The sequence below is a fragment of the Neorhizobium sp. S3-V5DH genome, assembly GCF_004343065.1.
Classification (GTDB): Bacteria; Pseudomonadota; Alphaproteobacteria; order Rhizobiales; family Rhizobiaceae; genus Neorhizobium; species Neorhizobium huautlense.
The window spans coordinates 46,026-63,273 of record NZ_SMCL01000001.1; the positions used below are offsets into that span (position 1 = coordinate 46,026).

Sequence of the window (17,248 nt, forward strand, 5' to 3'; positions counted from 1 at the left end):
GTCCCCTTCTCGCGTTCGCTTTTGTTCCAGCGATGCAACCCGATACAACCGAGTTGCATCGCAAGCGCGAATTTGTTCCCTTAATGTTCTTGTATTTCTATTGATCCTGTGTCAGGTTGCAATCGCTGGCGCGGAATGCGTGTATCGCTGACGCTCCGGACATGATGTTTTGGGGGCAGGGTCACATGGTTTCGCGCGTCAGCACGGTTGCATTTCAGGGCATAGAGGGCGTTCCGGTCGACGTGCAGGTCATGGTCGGCCCGGGCAAGATGAACATGCATATCGTCGGCCTGCCGGATAAGGCTGTGGCCGAAAGTCGGCAGCGGGTGCAGGCTGCGCTCCACGCCTCGGGGCTTGCGATGCCGCCGAAGAAGGTGACGGTCAATCTTGCGCCGGCCGATCTGCCCAAGGAGGGCTCGCATTACGATCTGCCGATCGCGCTCGGGCTGATGGCGGCTCTCGGGGCTATCCCTGGCGATGCGCTGACCGACTATGTGGTTCTCGGAGAACTCAATCTCGACGGCACTCTGGCACCCGTTGCCGGGGCTCTTCCGGCCGCTATCGGCGCCAATGCGATCGGCAAGGGCCTGATCTGCCCGGCCGATAGTGGCGCGGAGGCCGCATGGGCCGGCCCCGATATCGATATCCTGGCCCCCGCAGCCTGATTGCGCTCGCCAACCATTTCCGAGGCACGCAGGTGATCTCGCGGCCGCAGCCGGCAATCCGCGCGCTACCGGCCAACCTGCCGGATCTGGTGGACATCAAGGGGCAGGAAAGCGCCAAGCGCGCGCTGGAAGTGGCCGCCGCCGGAGGCCACAACCTCCTGATGGTCGGCCCGCCCGGATCGGGAAAGTCCATGCTTGCCGCCCGGCTGCCATCGATACTGCCGCCGCTTTCGGCGGTCGAGCTTCTGGAAGTATCGATGATCCATTCGATCGCCGGCCAGCTTTCCGGCGGCAAGCTTTCGGATCGCCGCCCGTATCGCACGCCGCACCATTCCGCCACCATGGCGGCTCTGGTCGGTGGGGGCTTGCGCGCCAGGCCGGGCGAGGCCTCGCTTGCCCATCATGGCGTACTCTTCCTGGACGAATTTCCGGAATTCTCGCCGCAGTCGCTCGATGCGCTACGCCAACCGCTCGAAACCGGCGAATGCATCATCGCCCGCGCCAATCACCGGGTCTCCTACCCGGCCAGCATTCAGCTTGTCGCGGCCATGAACCCCTGCCGTTGCGGAATGGCCGGCGAACCGGGACACACTTGCGCCAGAGGTCCGCGTTGCGCTGCCGACTACCAGGCTCGCATTTCCGGGCCGCTGATGGATCGTATCGATATCCGCATCGATGTCCCGGCGGTTTCTGCGGCCGATCTTATCCGTCCCATGCCGGCGGAAAAGAGCGCTGACGTCGCCAGGCGCGTCGCCGCGGCGCGTGAAAGGCAGCGGGAGCGTCTGGAGCATGCCGGCTATCCGGCTATCCTCACCAATGCCCGGTGTTCCACGTCGTTGATCGAAAAATTCGCTGAGCCGGATGCGAGCGGCCTGCAATTGCTGCGGGATGCGGCGGAGAAATTGAAATTCTCCGCCCGCGGTTATCACCGGGTGCTGAAGGTCGCCCGCACGCTCGCCGATCTCGACGACAAGGATACGGTCGGCCGCATCCACCTGGCCGAGGCCATTTCGTACCGCATGGCCGGCGAGCGGCTGGCAACCGCGGCGGCGTGACGTTGCACGGCGGAGGACGCTAGGCTCCGAGCCCTTCAAAAAGCGCGGTCGAAAGATAACGTTCTGCAAACGAGGGGATGATGACCACCAGGTTCTTGCCGGCATTCTCCTCGCGACTGCCAACCTTGACGGCGGCGACGAGGGCTGCACCGGAGGAAATGCCGACGGGCACGCCTTCCAGTCTGGCCACCAGGCGGGCCATTTCCATGGCCTCCGGGCCGTTGACGGTGACGATCTCGTCATAGATCTTCGTGTCGAGGATCTTCGGCGCGAAACCGGCGCCGATACCCTGGATCTTGTGCGGGCCGGGCTGGCCGCCGGAAAGCACAGGAGATTCTTCGGGCTCGACGGCGATGACCTTGAGGTTGGGGTTGCGGCCTTTCAGCACCTGGCCGGCGCCGGTGATCGTACCGCCGGTGCCGATGCCGGAAACGAAGATATCCACTTTTCCGTCGGTGTCGTTCCAGATCTCTTCGGCGGTCGTCTTGCGATGTATTTCCGGATTGGCGGGGTTTTCGAACTGCTGCGGAATGATCGCGTCAGGCAGCGAAGCGGCGAGTTCTTCCGCCTTGGCGATCGCGCCCTTCATGCCTTTCGGGCCTTCGGTCAGCACCAGTTCCGCGCCGAGCAGTGCCAGCATCTTCCGGCGCTCGATCGACATGGTTTCCGGCATGGTCAGGATCAGTTTGTAGCCCTTCGCGGCAGCGGCGAAGGCAAGTGCAATACCGGTATTTCCGGACGTCGGCTCCACCAGCGTCGTCTTGCCGGGGGCAATCTTGCCTTGGGCTTCCAGGCTCTCGATCATCGCGACGCCGATGCGGTCCTTGACGGATGCGATCGGGTTGAAGAATTCCAGCTTGGCCAGGAGATTTGCCTTGACGTCCTTCTCCTTGGCGAGTTTGTCGAGACGCACGATCGGCGTATCGCCGATGGTTTCGGTAATCGAGGAATAGATCTTGCCGCGGCCCGGCTTTCTGGTCTCTGACATGGTGCTCTCCCTGAGTTTGAGGGAGAAGGTAGGGCTTGTGCCGGTCGAATGCCAGCAACGTCACACCGGTGGAGGCGAGAAATCGAAATTTTGTTCCACGAGAAGGCGGAACCCGAAAATGGCGTTGCGGTCAAACGCCGGTCGAGCCGAAGCCGCCGCTGCCCCGCGCGGTGGCGGTCGCCTCGGTGATCTCCCCGATCCGCGCCTGGATCACAGGCGCCACGACCAGTTGGGCGATCCGCATGCCGCGCGTGATCACGAAATCCTCCTCGCCGAGATTGATCAGCAGCACCTTCACTTCGCCGCGATAGTCGCTGTCGATCGTGCCTGGAGTGTTGAGGCAGGTGATGCCGTGCTTGAAGGCGAGACCGGAGCGCGGCCGCACCTGCATTTCGAACCCGTCTGGAATTTCGAAGATGAAGCCGGTCGGGACCAGTACTCGCTTGCCCGGCGGGATTGTCAGTGGCGCATCTTCAGCCACCGCCGCACGCACGTCCATTCCGGCCGCCCCGGAAGTCTCGTAGGACGGCAGGTCCATGTCCATGCCATGCGGCAGGCGGATGAGGCTGAGCTTGGGCGCGGAGGGGGTGTGCATGTTCATAAGGTATTACTTTGTCTCCGTAGCCGGCAGGTCAATTGCAATGGCGGGCTTTAATCGCTAGATACGCCGGCAATTCACAGGATTTATGTCATGCCCGAAACTATTGCCGAGGCGGTTGCCCGCCGCCGCACATTCGCGATCATTGCCCACCCGGACGCCGGCAAGACGACGCTGACCGAAAAGCTGCTGCTTTTCGGCGGCGCCATTCAGCTCGCCGGCGAGGTCAAGGCGAAGAAGGATCGCATCCAAACCCGGTCCGACTGGATGAAGATCGAGCGGGAGCGCGGCATCTCGGTGGTCACCTCGGTGATGACCTTCGAATATGGCGGCAATGTCTTCAACATTCTCGATACCCCCGGCCACGAGGATTTCGCCGACGACACCTATCGCACGCTGACCGCGGTAGACGCGGCCGTCATGGTCATTGACGCGGCAAAAGGTATCGAACCGCGTACGCTGAAGCTCTTCGAAGTCTGCCGCATGCGGGACATCCCGATCATCACCTTCGTCAACAAGATGGACCGCGAAAGCCGGGATCCCTTCGAGATTCTCGACGAGGTCGAGGAGAAGCTGGCGCTCGATACGGCGCCGGTCACTTGGCCGATCGGCCGCTCCAAGACCTTCTGCGGTTCCTATCATCTCGCCGACAACACGGTGCGGGGATCGGACACGGAAGTGAAGCCGACCAAGGTCAATGGCCCGCAGTCGGTTGCCGATCGCCTGCCGGAAAACGAACGGGCGGCTTTCATCGAGGAAACGGAACTCGCGATCGAGGCCTGCAGGCCTTTCGATCGACAGGCCTTCCTCGAAGGCCATTTGACCCCGGTGTTCTTCGGCTCGGCTTTGCGTAATTTCGGCGTCCGCGATCTCATCGATGCACTGGGGGATTTTGCGCCGCCGCCGCGCGACCAGGTCGCCGACATCCGCAAGGTCCACGCTGCCGAAGACAGGATGACTGCCTTCGTCTTCAAGATCCAGGCGAACATGGATCCAAACCATCGCGACCGCATTGCCTTTGCGCGCGTCTGCTCCGGCAAGCTGGAGCGCGGCATGAAGGCGCGACTGGCGCGGACTGGAAAGCAGCTTGGTCTGACAGCGCCGCAATTCTTTTTTGCTTCGCAGCGTCAACTGGCAGACACGGCCTATGCCGGCGATGTGGTCGGCATCCCGAACCACGGCACCCTTCGTATCGGCGATACGCTGACCGAAGGTGAGCCGCTGGTCTTCCAGGGCGTGCCGAACTTCTCGCCGGAAATCCTCCGCCGCGTGCGGCTGGAGGATGCCATGAAGGCGAAGAAGCTCAAGGAGGCCCTGCAGCAGATGGCGGAAGAAGGCGTCGTGCAGCTCTTCTCGCCGGAAGACGGTTCGCCTGCCATCGTCGGTGTCGTGGGCGCGCTGCAGCTCGACGTGTTGAAGGAGCGTCTATCGGCCGAATACGGTCTGCCGGTCTCTTTTGAGATGTCGCGCTTCTCGGTCTGCCGCTGGATCTCCTCGGATCAGCCGGCCGATCTTGAAAAGTTCCTCACCGTGAAGCGCGGCGACATCGCCCGCGATCTGGACGGCGATCCGGTCTTCCTGGCGCAGGATGCCTTTTCCCTGCGCTACGAAGCAGAGCGCTATCCGAGCATCAAGATGGTGGCCATCAAGGAATATCACGTCGCCAAGGCGGCGTGATCTCCGTCAGGCAGCGGCGATGATCTCGATCTCCACCAGCCAGTCGTCGCTCAGCGTTTCGACGACGATGGCAGTCGTCGGTATGCGGCGGTTTCCGAGTGCCGCGAGGCGTGCATTCTGGTTTGCCTCCACGTAAGCCGCATCGCGCAGATAGCTCGTCAGCCGCACGATATTGCCCGTGCCCATATGCGCTTCGGCGAGGATCCGCTTCAGGTTTGACCAGATCAGCTTGAGCTGCATATCAAGGTCTGCTCCGGCAACGCCCGCTTCATCGAGGCCCATCGTCCCGCTGACGAAAAGCAAGCGCTCCGGCTGGCGCACCTCCATGGCATGTACGTAGTCGGGCGTAGCGGCATAGACACCCTCTTGTGGATTGCAGACGATCATTTCCATCTCGGCCTCCTCTGGAATTTTATCTGGAATTGAAGCAGTTTCGCCGAAGATTATTCGCCAGAAAAGCAAAGGAGGCGGCTGGATGGAAAATACAGAAGACATTCGGCCGAAGCGGCGGGGGCCACCCCCGCTCGATCCCTTTGACCGAAAGATATTAGCCGCACTGGCTGCCGATGCCGATCAAAGCTATGCGGCGCTCGGCGAAAAGGTGGGGCTTTCGCCGCCCGCGGTGCACGAGCGGGTCAAGCGATTGAAGCGGGCAGGCGCCATCCGGGATACGGTAGCCCGGCTCGATGGAACTGCTGTCGGCAAGCCGCTGACTGCCTTCGTGCATGTGGAGGCGGCCGGCTGGGGCAAGAGCGAGCGTTTGATGCAGCTTGCCCGCTTTCCGGAGGTGGAAGAGATGCACTCCGTCGCTGGCGACGCGAGCGTGATCTTCAAGGTTCGGATGGAAAGCCCGCAGGCGCTGGAATTCCTGCTTGGGCAGATCCATTCGGTGCCGGGCGTACGCGGCACGAAGAGCTATATCGCGCTTTCCACCTATCTGGACCGGCCGGTCCAGGCGGAGGTCACGACCGACTGGCTGGGCGTGCCTCTTCCGCCGGAATAGGTGCCGGCGTTTAGCCGAACTTGACGGCGGTCGTATTGGAGCCGCAAACGAGCACGCAGACCTTTTCATCCTGCTCCGGCACGTATTTGCCGGAAAGCAATGCCGCCAATGCCGCCGCTCCACCCGGCTCTGCGACGAGCCGTGCGCCCGCCCAGAGCGCCTTCTGTGCCGCAAGGATCTCATCGTCGGAGACAAGCACAGGCGGCTCAACGTATTTTTTCGCAATCGGAAACATCATCTGGCCGACCTGCTTCGGTGCGAGCGAATCCGCAGCGATGCCGCCGGCCGGCGCATCCACCGGCTTGCCGGCCTTGAAAGCGTGGTCGAGTGTCGGCGCGCCGTCCGATTCGACCGCGACGATCTTCACCCGGCCGCGGAACCACGAGGCGATGCCGCCGATCAGCCCACCGCCGCCGACTGCGACGAGCAGCGTCGTCATATCCGGCAAATCCTCTTCGATCTCCTTGCCGAGCGTGCCCTGGCCGGTCAGCGTTTCTGCCTGATCATAGGCATGGATCGGCAGCGCGCCGCTTGCCGCCGCATAGGTCTCGCTTGCCGCAAGAGCATCCGCATAACGCTCGCCACCAACCACCAGTTCGGCGCCATAGGAGCGGATCAGGTCGATCTTCGCCTGCGAGGCGACGCTTGGCACGAAGATATGCGCCGGCACGCCGCGTTCGCGGGCGGCATAGGCGACCGCCGCACCGTGATTGCCGCCGGATGCCGCCACCACGCCGGCTGCCGGGATATCGCGGGTCAGCAGGCTGGTGAAGGCACCGCGTACCTTGAAGGAACCCGAATGCTGAAGCAGTTCAAGCTTCAGGTCGACCGGCCGCGCCGTGCCGCAAAAATCTTTGAGGTCGACCCGCATCACCGGCGTGTGGCGAATGAACGGACGGATCAGCGCCTCGGCTTGCGCAATGCGTTCGGGCGTGACTTCGAAGGCGGTTGGGGTTTCGATCGACATGCTGGCCTCTTTCGAATGAAAGGCGATGAGGTAGCCCGTAATTGGCCGGATGGAAAGGGTCAGTCACTGATCCGCTCTGCAAGAAAGTCGACCACTGCGCGCACTGAGGGAAGCTGCCCGCGCCGATGCGGCATCAGGATCGTCGTGGTGATGCTGCCGGCCGTCCAGTTGGGCAGCAGACGGACGAGCTTTCCCTCTGTCAGTATTTCCCGACAAACCGATGTCGGCAGGCACGCCACGCCAAGCCCCGCAATAGCGGCCTTCATCATAACCATGGGTTCGTCCGCAGCGATCACCGGCTTCGGCGCGATCTCAACCTCTTCTCCCTCCTTGGACGTCAGCCGCCAGCGGGTGTCGCCGAGGCCGGCCGTGATGGCATGGTGTCCGGTAAGGTCCTCCGGCCGTTTCGGCTCGCCATGAGTTATGAGATAGCCGGGCGAGGCGACGACGAAGAAGGCATGGGTGGCGAGCCTGCGCTGCAGCAGTGTCGAATCCGGCAGAGGCGCCTGATGGCTGCGGACCGCGATATCGAATCCCTCCTGTACGATATCGACGAACCGGTCGCTTACATGCAGCGAGAGCTGCAGCTTGGGGTATCGCGCCGGAAGTTCGACCAGATGTTCAGCGAGCACGAATTGGGCGGTCGGCACGGCTGCGGTCATTCGCACGATGCCGCTCGGTTCGCCGAGATGGGTGCGAACGATCGCCTCGGCCATTTCCGCTTCGATAACCGAGGCCTGCGCATGCCGGAGGAATTCCCGTCCCAGGTCGGTAAGCGTGAAGCTTCTCGAAGTACGCTGGATCAGCCGTACCCCGAGCCGGCTTTCCAATTCGGCCACCCGCTTGCTCACCGTGGATTTTGGCACGCCGAGCATTCGTCCGGCAGCCGAAAAACCGCCATGCTCCACCGCTTGAACGAAAAAGTTCAGGTCGTTGAGGTTGAGTGGATTGCTCATGCAGCTTCCAGATTTGTGAACTTTAAGGCGCCAAACTGGCATCTATTCCTTCAGCGTCCATGCCTCATATTGGTTTCATTCCAATATCAACGCAAGGAGTGATGCATGACACCGATCCTGTTTTATGGGGTGCCCGAAGGATGTTCGTTCGGTTCGATCGTCGCGCTTGAATGGACGGGAGCGCCTTATCGCCTCTGCCGCATCGACATGCCGGGCGTCGTCTCGAGTGACGTTTACAAGCCGCTGAACCCGATTGGCGAGACGCCGTCGCTGATGCTGCCGGACGGTCGGGTGATGAGCGAGAGTATGGCAATCCTCAATCATATTGCCGTCCGTACCGTTCACAAAGGCTGGGGTTTTCCTCCGGACTCGGAAAAGTTCGATCGGCTGAACCAGATGCTGGCCTTCCTCAATACCAGCTTCTTCAATGCGTTCGGCCCGCTCTGGCATACGGTCGAGCATGAACTGGAACCGCAAGCCAAGGAAGCCTTGCAAGCCTATGGCATTGCCAAGGTGGAGAAGGCGCATGCGCAGCTGGAAACGCTGCTCGATGGCCGCCCATGGCTGCTCGGCGAGGAAAAGAGCTTTGCGGACGCCTATTTCGCCGGCATCGCCCGCTGGAATGATTTCCACCAGGTCGTCGACAGGCGGAAGTTTCCGGCTCTGAACGCCCTGTACGAACGGCTCCAACTGGATCCTGCAGTGCGCTTCGCCTGGGCGATCGAACACGAAGAGGATGCCCGGACCACCGGCAAGTTCCTGGGGCATGTCAGCCTCGAAGAGGCGCTCGGATCGCTGAAACAGGCAGCTTAAGAAGGACGTCGGGGGATATTCGACTGGATATCCCCCGATGCCGCTGGGGCGTATATCCCGCGACTCCTTGGTCAGGCTGCGGTGAGATCCTTTAGGAAGTCATCGCACCAGCGGTTGATATCGTGTTTCAGGAGATGCTCCATCATCTTCTCCCAGCGCTGCTTGCGCTCCTCCAGCGACATCGTCAGTCCGCGTGCGATCGCGTGCGCTGTGCCTTCGATATCATAGGGATTGACGAGTAGGGCGCCGGTGAGCTCGCGGGCGGCGCCGGCAAAGCGCGAGAGCACAAGCACGCCTGGATTCTCCGGGTCCTGGGCAGCGACGTATTCCTTGGCGACGAGGTTCATCCCGTCCCGCAGCGGCGTCACAAGCCCGATCCGCGCCAGCCTGTAGAGGCCTGCCAGCACCGGTCTGGCCACGGAGCGATTGACATAGCGGATCGGCACCCAATCCACGGTACCGATCGCACCGTTCACCCGCCCGGCCTGTTCGGCGACGGTGCGCTGCATCTGCTCGTATTCGGGCACTTCCGAGCGGGACTTGGGGGTGATCTGAAGATAAGTCACCTTGTTCTGGTAGGCCGGGTTGAGGGTGATGAACTGTTCGAAGGCGTCGATGCGCTGGGTGATGCCCTTGGAATAGTCGAGCCGGTCGACGCCGATGATGAGGTCCCGGCCCTCGACGCTCTGGCGCGCCTTGCGCACCATCGCATTGGAGGCGGCTTTGCGGGCGAACTCCGCGAAGGCAGCCGTCTCGATGCTGATCGAATAGGCGCCGCCTTTGAAGGTGCGGCCATAGGTGCTGAACTTGCCTTCGCTGAGGCGCTCGCCAATGCCCTCGCGCACCAGCCCGCCGCCGAAATTGTCGAGGTCGAAATCCGTCTGGAACCCGACGAGATCGTACTCGGACAGCCCACGCATGATCTGCTCGTGCACCGGCATGGAAAACAGCACGTCTGCGGGCGGCCACGGGATATGCAGGAAAAAGCCGATCTTGTTCTTGAAGCCCATCTGGCGCAGCTCGGAAGCAAGCGGGATCAGATGGTAGTCATGGACCCAGATGACATCGTCTTCTTTGATGAGCGGCGCCAGCCGTTGGGCGAAGAAGCGATTGACGCGGAAATAGCCGGCCATTTCCTTGCGCCCGTATTCGGCGAGATCCAGCCGGTAATGGCAGATCGGCCAGAGCACGCGGTTGGCGAAGCCGTGATAATATTCCTCCACATCGGTCTTTGTGAGGTCGGTCAGCGCATAGGTTATGTTGCCATGCGTCTGCAAATGGAGGGCTGCGGGCTCTTTCGCCCCGCTCGACTTTCCGGACCACCCCATCCATATGCCTCCGCGTTCGGCAAGGGCTGCCTGCAAGGCGACAGCCAATCCGCCTGCCGGGGCGGCCCCGCCTCTTTCCGGGACGGTGACACGGTTGGATACGACCACGAGACGACTCAAGATTTCTTCCTTTTGTTCATGTAGCGGTTTTATCGCCAGCAAGCGTGGCGACTATGCCTCGGAGCACTGAGGCCGACCGGATGATCGATTTCGCCTCGGTTCCATCGAGCACCTCGGCGATCCGGATCGAATGCCCGCCAAGTTCATTGGCGATGCGGAACATCGCTTCGTCGGTTACGTCGTCGCCGATGGCTATCGGCTTGCGGCCCTCGAATGGGGCTTGCTCGAGAAAGGCCTGCAGGGCATGGCCCTTGCTCGCGCGTGCCGGGCGGATCTCCATCACCATCTTGCCGCGCTGAAGCGTGAAATCAGGCCCGGCCATTTCCAGGTAGCGAGGCATGGCCGCCTCAAGCGCCTGCTGCCGGTCGGGTGCCAGGCGATAGTGAGCGGCGACCGCAGCTCCCTTGTCCTCCACCAGAACGCCGGGCCATTGCTCCGCTTCACGGGCAAGCGCGGCTTTCAGGTCCTCGAACGAGGCGTCTGGTTCGATCCGGCTGATGGCGCCGGATGGATCGCGCCGCTCCGCCCCATGCAATCCCGCGATCGGAAACGCATAGGGCCTAAAAAGCTGGTCGGCATACGGCAGTGCCCGGCCCGTTACCAGCGCGAGCGCACCGCCGAGTTTCATGGAAAGCCGGTGGAGGTGTTCCGGCAGATCCGGCGGGACGACGATCCCACCGGGGGTTTCGGCCAGATCGAGCAGCGTGCCGTCGATATCGAGGAATAAGGCCCATTCGTCGGGTTCGCTTGCAAGTTTGGAGAGGACCCGGTCTCCGGGCAGAGCAGGTACTTGTCCTGCCGTGGTGGGATGTTGCTGATGCGACATAGTGCCTGATTTAGGCCACAAGTTCACGCCGACAACCGCACGCGGCAACATTACGTTGCAAAAAGTGATGTTTGCTCCGCCGAAAATCTGGCATGAAAGCCCTTGGTTGACGTCCCGTTAACCATTTGCCGGGACTCTGAGTTTTCCAAATATCGGGCCGCGAACGGGCGGCAATGTCGGAGCAGCAGATCTATGTGCCGTTGGGCAGCCTATCGCGGAGAACCTCTTTATCTGGAAGAGCTCGTATCCTCGCCGGCCCATTCCCTCATCGAACAGTCCCATTGCGCCACCCGCGCGAAAACAGCCACCAATGGCGATGGCTTTGGCATCGCCTGGTATGCCGACCGGCCCGAGCCCGGGCGGTATCGCGATATCCTGCCGGCCTGGTCGGACTGCAATCTGCGAAGCATCGCCCGGCAGATCCGTTCGCCGCTCTTCCTTGCCCATGTAAGGGCCGCAACCGCCGGCGGCACGCGGCGGGATAACTGCCATCCTTTCGTTCACGGTCACTGGTCGTTTATGCACAATGGCCAGATTTCCGGTTTCGAACGCATTCGCCGCGCGATGGAAGCGATGCTCGGTGATGAGCTTTTCCATGCCCGCACCGGCACGACGGATTCCGAACTTCTGTTCCTGCTCGCGCTGGAGCTGGGGCTTGATACCGATCCGTTCGGAGCGATGGAAAAGGTGATCGCGACGGTTGAGGACCTTTCGGTGGAGAAATCCGGCAACGCGCTGGTGCGCTTCACTGCGGCCTTCTCGAACGGCCGCGAGCTTTTTGCCGTGCGTTATGCTACCGATCACAAGCCACCGACCCTCTATGCCGCTCCGATGGGCGGCAAGACGGGTTATTGCCTTGTCTCCGAACCACTGAACGACGACGTCGACGCTTGGGCGGAGATTCCCGACGGCAGCGCCGTGAAGGTCGGTGGCGAAGGCGCGAAGGTGTCTGTCTTCGCGCCTCGCCGCGAGGACGAAGAAGCTGTCAGGAAGTTGGCGTAATTCCCAATTCCTGTCGGAGTTTCTTCGTCAGGCTCGCCGCCACGAGGTGATAAGACTGGGTGAGATAGTGAATTACCTCGTCATCTGAAAGCGGCGAGGATCTGCCGATCTCCACCCATTTGCGCTTGGCGAAATAGGGAGCCTGCCGGATCCCGTCGAGTGCCGTCAGGATTTCGAAACTTTCTTCCGGGCATTTCGCCACCACGCGCGCCTTGCCGTCTTCTGCCGAAAGCAGCGTAAAGACCTTGCCGCCCACCTTGGCAACGTGGCTGCCCCACTGGTCGACAAAGGACGTGCCCGGCAGGCTTTTGACGAAGGCGTCGAAACCTTCAGGCTCGAAAACGCTCATGTCAGGCTCCTGCCAGCCGCTCGGCGATAAGCCGGGCCAGTCGTTCCGCGACTTCATCCTTTCCGAGATCGGGCCATTCCTCGATCCCACCGGCAGAGATAATCTTCACCCGGTTGCGGGTGCCGCCCATGATGCCTGTCCCGGGGGAAACGTCATTGGCGATAATCATATCGGCGCCCTTGCGTTCGAGCTTGGCGCGCCCGTTCTTTTCGACATCCTGCGTCTCAGCGGCAAAGCCGACGACCAGTTTCGGCCGCTTGTCGTGATGCCCCACCGTTTTAAGGATGTCAGGATTTTCAGCAAGCTGCAGCGGAGGTGGCGCCTCTCCCGGCCGTTTCTTGATCTTATGTTCCGCTGAAGAAACGACGCGCCAGTCGGCGACGGCTGCCACCATGACTGCGATATCGGCCGGGAAACGGGAAAGCACCGCGCCAAGCATCTCCTCCGCGCGTTCCACATGCACTGTCTTGACGCCGGCCGGATCGGGAATGGTCACGGGGCCGGAGACCAGCGTCACCTCGGCGCCAAGTCTTGCCAGTGCCGCCGCAATCGCATGGCCCTGACGGCCGGAGGAGCGGTTGGCGATGTAGCGGACCGGATCGATCGGTTCATGTGTCGGGCCGGAGGTGACGATTGCCGTCTTTCCGGCCAAGGGTTTCGGTGCCTCGTCCAGCAACCGTTCTATTGCCGCGACGATCTCCAGCGGTTCGGCCATCCGGCCAATCCCCGCCTCGTTGCTTTCGGCCATTTCGCCAGCCATCGGGCCGATGAAATGGATACCGTCCGCGTTCAGGGTTTCGGCGTTGCGCCGGGTCGCGGCTGCGGCCCACATTTTCGGATTCATGGCGGGTGCGATGAGCACCGGCCGGTCCGTCGCCAGCAATACGGCGCTGGCGAGATCATCGGCAAGCCCGTGCGCCATCTTTGCCATCAGGTCGGCGCTTGCAGGCGCCACGACAACCAGATCGTTTTCGCGGGCCAGCCGGATATGGCCCACATCCTGTTCGTCCTCCCGCGAAAACAGATCCACATAAACATGGCCGGAAGAGAGTGCGCCGACGGCAAGCGGCGTGACGAATTCTTGCGCAGCCTTGGTCATGATCGGCCTCACCGAGGCTCCGCGTTCGCGCAGCCTGCGGATCAGGTCGAGGCTCTTATAGGCCGCGATGCCGCCGGAGATGATCAGAAGGATGCGCTTGCCTGTCAGTGTCATGCTCTTGCCCGGATATAGGATGTGTGCGGAAGCTAAGCCCTTGCCCGCCAAGTTGCAATCGGCGCCACCTTTGGTCTTTTGGAACTGCGACGAGAGGGTGGGCGTTCTTTTCCCCAAAGGAGAACACAGATGGCCAAGAAGAATGCAATCCCGAAGAAAGTCGCCGGCTTCAAGGTGCCGAAATCGATCCGCAAGTCTTCCTTTCTCAAGAGCATGCTGGCCAGCAAGACCGGCCGGGACATTCTTGGCAAAGCGCTCTTGGCCGCAGCCGGTGCGGCTGCCGCCGTGCTGACGGAGGAACGGGAGGACATCGCCAGGGCAGGCAAGAAAGGCGCACGCAAGAGCGCTCGCGCGGTGGGAATTGCCGGAGAGGCACTGCAAAGTGCCGCCAACGCAGCCATGGATGTGGTTGCCGACCAGACCCGTTCTATCTTTCCTGCCGCCAAGAAGAAGGAAAAAGACGACCGCCCTTTAGCGGACGCGGTAAGACATTAGCGAGAAAACGTGCCTCCTCTCGCGGCAAGCAGAAATCTCGCCTGCCGGGCCCGTTGAAGCGCCTGGTTCTGAAACGCTACGGCAAAACTGCGGCGGGCCGCATAGGCGCGGCTGCCGTGTTGAAGGCGCTCGGTGTGCTTGTCAGGCGACATCCAAAGACGGCATTGGAAATGGCGGGGGCCGGCTTGAGCGAAGCCGGCCGGGCAAGTTTCCAGGAAATAAAGGCAGCCGTCATACCGTCGTCTGACAACTATCAGGAGGGGAGCGCCGCCGCTCCGGCCGCATCTCCCAACGATACTGTCGAAACGAAAACCGTCTGAACGTCCTTGCTCCAAGCTATGAGGCAGATTGATCCTTCTGCAGGTGTGATGCTATCGATGGGTTGGCCGGATGCGGCCAGCCGTCCGCGGGATCAAAGCCCATGGTGAACGCATCCACCGCCTCTCATCCTTAGCCACCCGGCCAACGATGACGAACGGATCAGCAATGCGGACCCTGATCTTGCCGTTCGTCCTTTGGAGGGTGATGAGATGCGCGACTTTCGCGATGCCAAACTGATGGCAAAAAGCCTGCGTGAGGCGCTGGCAGAACGTAAGATAGATCTTACCCATAGCCAAGCGCTCGAACTCGTCGCGAGCCAGTTCGGCTACGACAGCTGGAATGTGCTTGCCGCCAAGATCGAGGCGGTAGAGCCTCCGACGAGGCGGGAGGCTGCGTCGATCCAGCCGGCGATCCCGATCTTCCGCATATTCTCCGTCGATAAGGCCATGGAGTTTTATTGTGGCTTTCTGGGCTTCGAGGTGGATTGGGAATACCGCTTTGGCGACAACGCACCGCTTTATTGCCAGATTTCCCGCAGCGGCATGCTGATGCATCTGAGCGAGCATTCGGGCGATGCTTCACCCGGTGCGCGGGTCTTTGTGCCCATGCAGGGCATCAGGCACTTCCATGCCGAACTGATCGGCAAGGACTATTCCTATATGAGGCCGGGGCTTGAAGAGGTGCCCTGGGGCCTGGAGGTCACGGTCACTGACCCTTTCAGCAACCGGATTACCTTCTGCGAGCGCCAGCAAGGCTAGCGGTCGCCGCTAGCTCTTTTTCTTGGCAGTCGCGACCGGCTCGGTTGTCAGCTTGAAATCCGCCATTTCCTTTGGCGTCAGGTAATAGAGCCGGTCCGGCGGCGTTTCCAGGGCATTGATCCAGAGCCCGGCACCTATGCCCATCGCATCCAGATGCCGGGCTACCCGCGCGGTCGTCGCCTGCGCGGCCGACATGGCCTGTTCGGCGGTGGGCCTGTCCTTGCCACCATTGAAGACCTGATGCACGCCGACAACCGCGTCCTTCTCCGCCATGCGCCCAATACCGCCGGCGAAAACGATCGGGCAGGAGGAGGCGCAGAGGCCCTTCGTGGCCACCTTGGTGTCCAGCTTCTTCTCCCGGATCAGCTTCGACATGGTAAGCGCATCTTCGACCGAGCCGCCGGGCGAATTGAGCATCACCGTCTTCACATATTCGCCGCGGGCCTCGATCTCCTGTGCAAACCGACCCGCGGCACCAGGATCGATTGTCCCCTCGGCCAGAAGAACACCGCTCGGTTTCAACTCGAATTTCATCGGCTGGCGCAGCACTTCCTTGGAGCTCGCCGGCTGGACCGGCGGCGCGGCAGGCACTCCGTCCGTCAGTGCCGGAGGCAGGACGGGTTGGTCCTGGCGCAACGGGTCGTAGCCCGGAAGCTCCGCATTCATCGCGGTAATGTCGCGCACGTCGATGACAAGAAAAACCGCCGCGGCCGACAACAGGATAAAGAAGGCGCCCCGCATGAGAACGCCGTCGTCCAGCTTCAACAGCGCCTCGATCGGCTTATCGATCCTCATGAGAGCGGTCCCGTGTGCGCGACTTGAGATCGATCGCGGTTATATTGTTCGGCTCTTGCGCGTCGTTCTCCGGTTCTGCCCTGGCGACGGCTTCTTCGATGCTGATGCCGCCAGCGGTGATCGCCCGCTGGACTTGCAGCGCCTGAAGCAGTTCCGCGGCAGTAATGCGTTCGGCAAAAGGCAGCTTTTCGTCCTGCCTGCGGATAGCGCCGTGGACGACCGCGAGAATGAAGACCAGCACGCCGGGCAAAAGATCGATCGAGATTGCGCCAGCCCAGGCAGGAATGAAGTCGGATGCGTAGCGCAGCACCGCTTCCGCGGAAGAGAGGGGTACGAACCGCCGTTCGGGCACGGGAGCACGAGCGAGGATCTCGTCGGCGGCCTGAGAGAGGACCTTCGACTGTGCCGCGACCGACGCCCGCACCGTCTCCATGACCTGGTCCTGGCGGCTGACGAGATTGGCATCACCGCCATCGGCCACCGGAGCGATGAAGCCGAGAGACAGGTCGTCCGCCGCCCGGCGGATCGACGGCGCGATCGATGTCTGCCCGAGCGAAGCAATGACGCCGGTGAGTGCGACGACTTCTGAGGAAAACTGGTCGGCGCGCGGTTCTATGGCGCCCGGGGCCGAAACGAGCGTCCGCATCGTCTCCAGCCGCTTCTGCCCGTCGTTGAAGAGGTTCGTCACCTGCTCACGCGACGTGTTGATGCCGTTTTCGAGATCTTTAAGCTGTGCCGACATCTGCGAAAGGAGCGCTACGACGCTGCCGGATCCGTTCGTTCCCGTAAGTGCGCCCGATTGCCGTTCGGAGGCCGCGAGCTGGGCGAAACGCTCGGATGCCCGCTGGATATCCGGCAGCAGGCTTTGCGCCGCCAAGGCGTTTTGATGTGCCTGGTCGAGATCGGTAGTATAATCCTCCACCGTTTCGGCGAGATGCTGTTCGAGTGCCGCCGAACCTGCCAGCGCCGCCGCGTTCAGCCAGCTCGACATCGCAATGATCATGGCAGCGCCGAGTGCCATGACGCCGAGCATGGCGGTTCGGCCGGCGCGGGTCGTCACATGCGGATAAAAGCGTGCCATGTAGGACCAGAAGGCGTAGATCCCCACGGAAACGGAAGCGGAATATATGATCGCCGCAAAGAAGACGGCGGTCGGCGAGCCGTCGAGGATCGAACGTACGCCGAGATAGGTATAGACGCCGGAGGCGAGCGCGAGCACAGCCAGTGCAAACCGGGTCATGGTTTCGACGGCCGCGACGCCGTCCTGCAAGCGTTGGGAAGCGCCGAGCGCCATGGGCAAGGTCTCCGGAAAGGAATGT

At 61.9% G+C, this 17,248-nt stretch carries 18 protein-coding genes and 1 pseudogene; 8 read left to right on the forward strand and 11 right to left on the reverse strand.

Annotated features, from left to right (window positions below; genetic code table 11):
• Positions 1-185 precede the first annotated feature (185 nt).
• A pseudogene (locus EDE09_RS00245) lies at positions 186-1,720 on the forward strand (YifB family Mg chelatase-like AAA ATPase).
• Positions 1,721-1,739: 19 nt separating this feature from the next.
• On the opposite strand, the gene cysK reads toward EDE09_RS00245, so the two are convergent.
• Together cysK and dut are read right to left on the reverse strand one after the other, a co-directional pair.
• Entirely contained in the window at positions 1,740-2,708 is a 969-nt protein-coding gene (gene cysK, locus EDE09_RS00250; RefSeq protein WP_112802442.1) for a cysteine synthase A, read from the reverse strand.
• A gap of 130 nt (positions 2,709-2,838) precedes the next feature.
• Complete coding sequence (gene dut / locus EDE09_RS00255; protein ID WP_132408297.1) at positions 2,839-3,309, reverse strand: dUTP diphosphatase; 471 nt, start codon at positions 3,307-3,309, stop codon at positions 2,839-2,841.
• 90 nt (positions 3,310-3,399) lie between these two features.
• Here dut and EDE09_RS00260 point away from each other — a divergent pair, with 90 nt between their 5' ends.
• Entirely contained in the window at positions 3,400-4,983 is a 1,584-nt protein-coding gene (locus EDE09_RS00260; protein ID WP_132408299.1) for a peptide chain release factor 3, read from the forward strand.
• Positions 4,984-4,989: 6 nt separating this feature from the next.
• On the opposite strand, the gene EDE09_RS00265 is transcribed toward EDE09_RS00260, so the two are convergent.
• Entirely contained in the window at positions 4,990-5,376 is a 387-nt protein-coding gene (locus EDE09_RS00265; RefSeq protein ID WP_132408301.1) for a RidA family protein, read from the reverse strand.
• 82 nt (positions 5,377-5,458) lie between these two features.
• Between EDE09_RS00265 and EDE09_RS00270 the strand changes: the two genes are divergently transcribed.
• Positions 5,459-5,986 (forward strand): Lrp/AsnC family transcriptional regulator, encoded by a 528-nt coding sequence (locus EDE09_RS00270; RefSeq protein WP_132408303.1) that lies wholly within the window; start codon positions 5,459-5,461, stop codon positions 5,984-5,986.
• A gap of 10 nt (positions 5,987-5,996) precedes the next feature.
• On the opposite strand, the gene EDE09_RS00275 is transcribed toward EDE09_RS00270, so the two are convergent.
• Both EDE09_RS00275 and EDE09_RS00280 read right to left on the reverse strand, forming a co-directional pair.
• Positions 5,997-6,953: a threonine/serine dehydratase gene (locus EDE09_RS00275; protein WP_132408305.1), complete on the reverse strand. Its 957-nt coding sequence runs from the start codon at positions 6,951-6,953 to the stop codon at positions 5,997-5,999.
• Between the two features lie 59 nt (positions 6,954-7,012).
• Positions 7,013-7,909, reverse strand: a complete 897-nt coding sequence (locus EDE09_RS00280; protein ID WP_132408307.1) for a LysR substrate-binding domain-containing protein — start codon at positions 7,907-7,909, stop codon at positions 7,013-7,015.
• Between the two features lie 105 nt (positions 7,910-8,014).
• On the opposite strand from EDE09_RS00280, the gene EDE09_RS00285 reads away from it, so the two are divergent.
• Positions 8,015-8,722: a glutathione S-transferase family protein gene (locus EDE09_RS00285; RefSeq protein WP_132408309.1), complete on the forward strand. Its 708-nt coding sequence runs from the start codon at positions 8,015-8,017 to the stop codon at positions 8,720-8,722.
• Positions 8,723-8,793: 71 nt separating this feature from the next.
• Here the strand turns inward: EDE09_RS00285 and otsA are convergent, their stop codons facing one another.
• Both otsA and otsB read right to left on the reverse strand, forming a co-directional pair.
• Positions 8,794-10,170: an alpha,alpha-trehalose-phosphate synthase (UDP-forming) gene (otsA, locus tag EDE09_RS00290; protein WP_105370430.1), complete on the reverse strand. Its 1,377-nt coding sequence runs from the start codon at positions 10,168-10,170 to the stop codon at positions 8,794-8,796.
• 16 nt (positions 10,171-10,186) lie between these two features.
• Positions 10,187-10,996, reverse strand: a complete 810-nt coding sequence (gene otsB / locus EDE09_RS00295; RefSeq protein ID WP_132408311.1) for a trehalose-phosphatase — start codon at positions 10,994-10,996, stop codon at positions 10,187-10,189.
• A 192-nt stretch (positions 10,997-11,188) separates the two neighbouring features.
• Here otsB and EDE09_RS00300 point away from each other — a divergent pair, with 192 nt between their 5' ends.
• Complete coding sequence (locus tag EDE09_RS00300; protein WP_132408313.1) at positions 11,189-11,998, forward strand: class II glutamine amidotransferase; 810 nt, start codon at positions 11,189-11,191, stop codon at positions 11,996-11,998.
• Here the strand turns inward: EDE09_RS00300 and EDE09_RS00305 are convergent.
• Both EDE09_RS00305 and coaBC read right to left on the reverse strand, forming a co-directional pair.
• Complete coding sequence (locus EDE09_RS00305) at positions 11,982-12,347, reverse strand: MmcQ/YjbR family DNA-binding protein (protein WP_105370433.1); 366 nt, start codon at positions 12,345-12,347, stop codon at positions 11,982-11,984. The two genes, EDE09_RS00300 and EDE09_RS00305, sit on opposite strands and share 17 nt — an antisense overlap.
• A 1-nt stretch (position 12,348) precedes the next feature.
• Positions 12,349-13,560, reverse strand: a complete 1,212-nt coding sequence (gene coaBC / locus EDE09_RS00310) for a bifunctional phosphopantothenoylcysteine decarboxylase/phosphopantothenate--cysteine ligase CoaBC (RefSeq protein ID WP_132408315.1) — start codon at positions 13,558-13,560, stop codon at positions 12,349-12,351.
• Positions 13,561-13,689: 129 nt separating this feature from the next.
• Between coaBC and EDE09_RS00315 the strand changes: the two genes are divergently transcribed.
• The 3 genes from EDE09_RS00315 (at position 13,690) to EDE09_RS00325 (ending at position 15,134) form a co-directional block, all read left to right on the forward strand.
• Entirely contained in the window at positions 13,690-14,055 is a 366-nt protein-coding gene (locus EDE09_RS00315) for a hypothetical protein (protein ID WP_105370435.1), read from the forward strand.
• 53 nt (positions 14,056-14,108) lie between these two features.
• Positions 14,109-14,375 (forward strand): hypothetical protein, encoded by a 267-nt coding sequence (locus EDE09_RS00320; protein WP_112802462.1) that lies wholly within the window; start codon positions 14,109-14,111, stop codon positions 14,373-14,375.
• A 210-nt stretch (positions 14,376-14,585) separates the two neighbouring features.
• Positions 14,586-15,134, forward strand: a complete 549-nt coding sequence (locus EDE09_RS00325; RefSeq protein WP_132408317.1) for a glyoxalase superfamily protein — start codon at positions 14,586-14,588, stop codon at positions 15,132-15,134.
• A 9-nt stretch (positions 15,135-15,143) separates the two neighbouring features.
• On the opposite strand, the gene EDE09_RS00330 is transcribed toward EDE09_RS00325, so the two are convergent.
• Together EDE09_RS00330 and EDE09_RS00335 are read right to left on the reverse strand one after the other, a co-directional pair.
• Positions 15,144-15,929, reverse strand: a complete 786-nt coding sequence (locus tag EDE09_RS00330; RefSeq protein WP_105370438.1) for an ATP-dependent Clp protease proteolytic subunit — start codon at positions 15,927-15,929, stop codon at positions 15,144-15,146.
• Positions 15,916-17,223 (reverse strand): hypothetical protein, encoded by a 1,308-nt coding sequence (locus EDE09_RS00335; RefSeq protein WP_105370439.1) that lies wholly within the window; start codon positions 17,221-17,223, stop codon positions 15,916-15,918. The genes EDE09_RS00330 and EDE09_RS00335 overlap by 14 nt, the downstream gene beginning before the upstream one ends.
• Positions 17,224-17,248: the final 25 nt, after the last annotated feature.

Coding starts and splice junctions, on each gene's coding strand:
- dut (WP_132408297.1), bottom strand. CDS start 3,309: ATGAACATGCACACCCCCTCCGCGCCCAAGCTCAGCCTCATCCGCCTG.
- coaBC (WP_132408315.1), bottom strand. CDS start 13,560: ATGACACTGACAGGCAAGCGCATCCTTCTGATCATCTCCGGCGGCATC.
- EDE09_RS00275 (WP_132408305.1), bottom strand. CDS start 6,953: ATGTCGATCGAAACCCCAACCGCCTTCGAAGTCACGCCCGAACGCATT.
- otsB (WP_132408311.1), bottom strand. CDS start 10,996: ATGTCGCATCAGCAACATCCCACCACGGCAGGACAAGTACCTGCTCTG.
- EDE09_RS00330 (WP_105370438.1), bottom strand. CDS start 15,929: ATGAGGATCGATAAGCCGATCGAGGCGCTGTTGAAGCTGGACGACGGC.
- EDE09_RS00305 (WP_105370433.1), bottom strand. CDS start 12,347: ATGAGCGTTTTCGAGCCTGAAGGTTTCGACGCCTTCGTCAAAAGCCTG.
- EDE09_RS00300 (WP_132408313.1), top strand. CDS start 11,189: ATGTGCCGTTGGGCAGCCTATCGCGGAGAACCTCTTTATCTGGAAGAG.
- EDE09_RS00285 (WP_132408309.1), top strand. CDS start 8,015: ATGACACCGATCCTGTTTTATGGGGTGCCCGAAGGATGTTCGTTCGGT.
- EDE09_RS00335 (WP_105370439.1), bottom strand. CDS start 17,223: ATGGCGCTCGGCGCTTCCCAACGCTTGCAGGACGGCGTCGCGGCCGTC.
- EDE09_RS00280 (WP_132408307.1), bottom strand. CDS start 7,909: ATGAGCAATCCACTCAACCTCAACGACCTGAACTTTTTCGTTCAAGCG.
- EDE09_RS00315 (WP_105370435.1), top strand. CDS start 13,690: ATGGCCAAGAAGAATGCAATCCCGAAGAAAGTCGCCGGCTTCAAGGTG.
- EDE09_RS00260 (WP_132408299.1), top strand. CDS start 3,400: ATGCCCGAAACTATTGCCGAGGCGGTTGCCCGCCGCCGCACATTCGCG.
- EDE09_RS00265 (WP_132408301.1), bottom strand. CDS start 5,376: ATGGAAATGATCGTCTGCAATCCACAAGAGGGTGTCTATGCCGCTACG.
- EDE09_RS00270 (WP_132408303.1), top strand. CDS start 5,459: ATGGAAAATACAGAAGACATTCGGCCGAAGCGGCGGGGGCCACCCCCG.
- EDE09_RS00325 (WP_132408317.1), top strand. CDS start 14,586: ATGCGCGACTTTCGCGATGCCAAACTGATGGCAAAAAGCCTGCGTGAG.
- cysK (WP_112802442.1), bottom strand. CDS start 2,708: ATGTCAGAGACCAGAAAGCCGGGCCGCGGCAAGATCTATTCCTCGATT.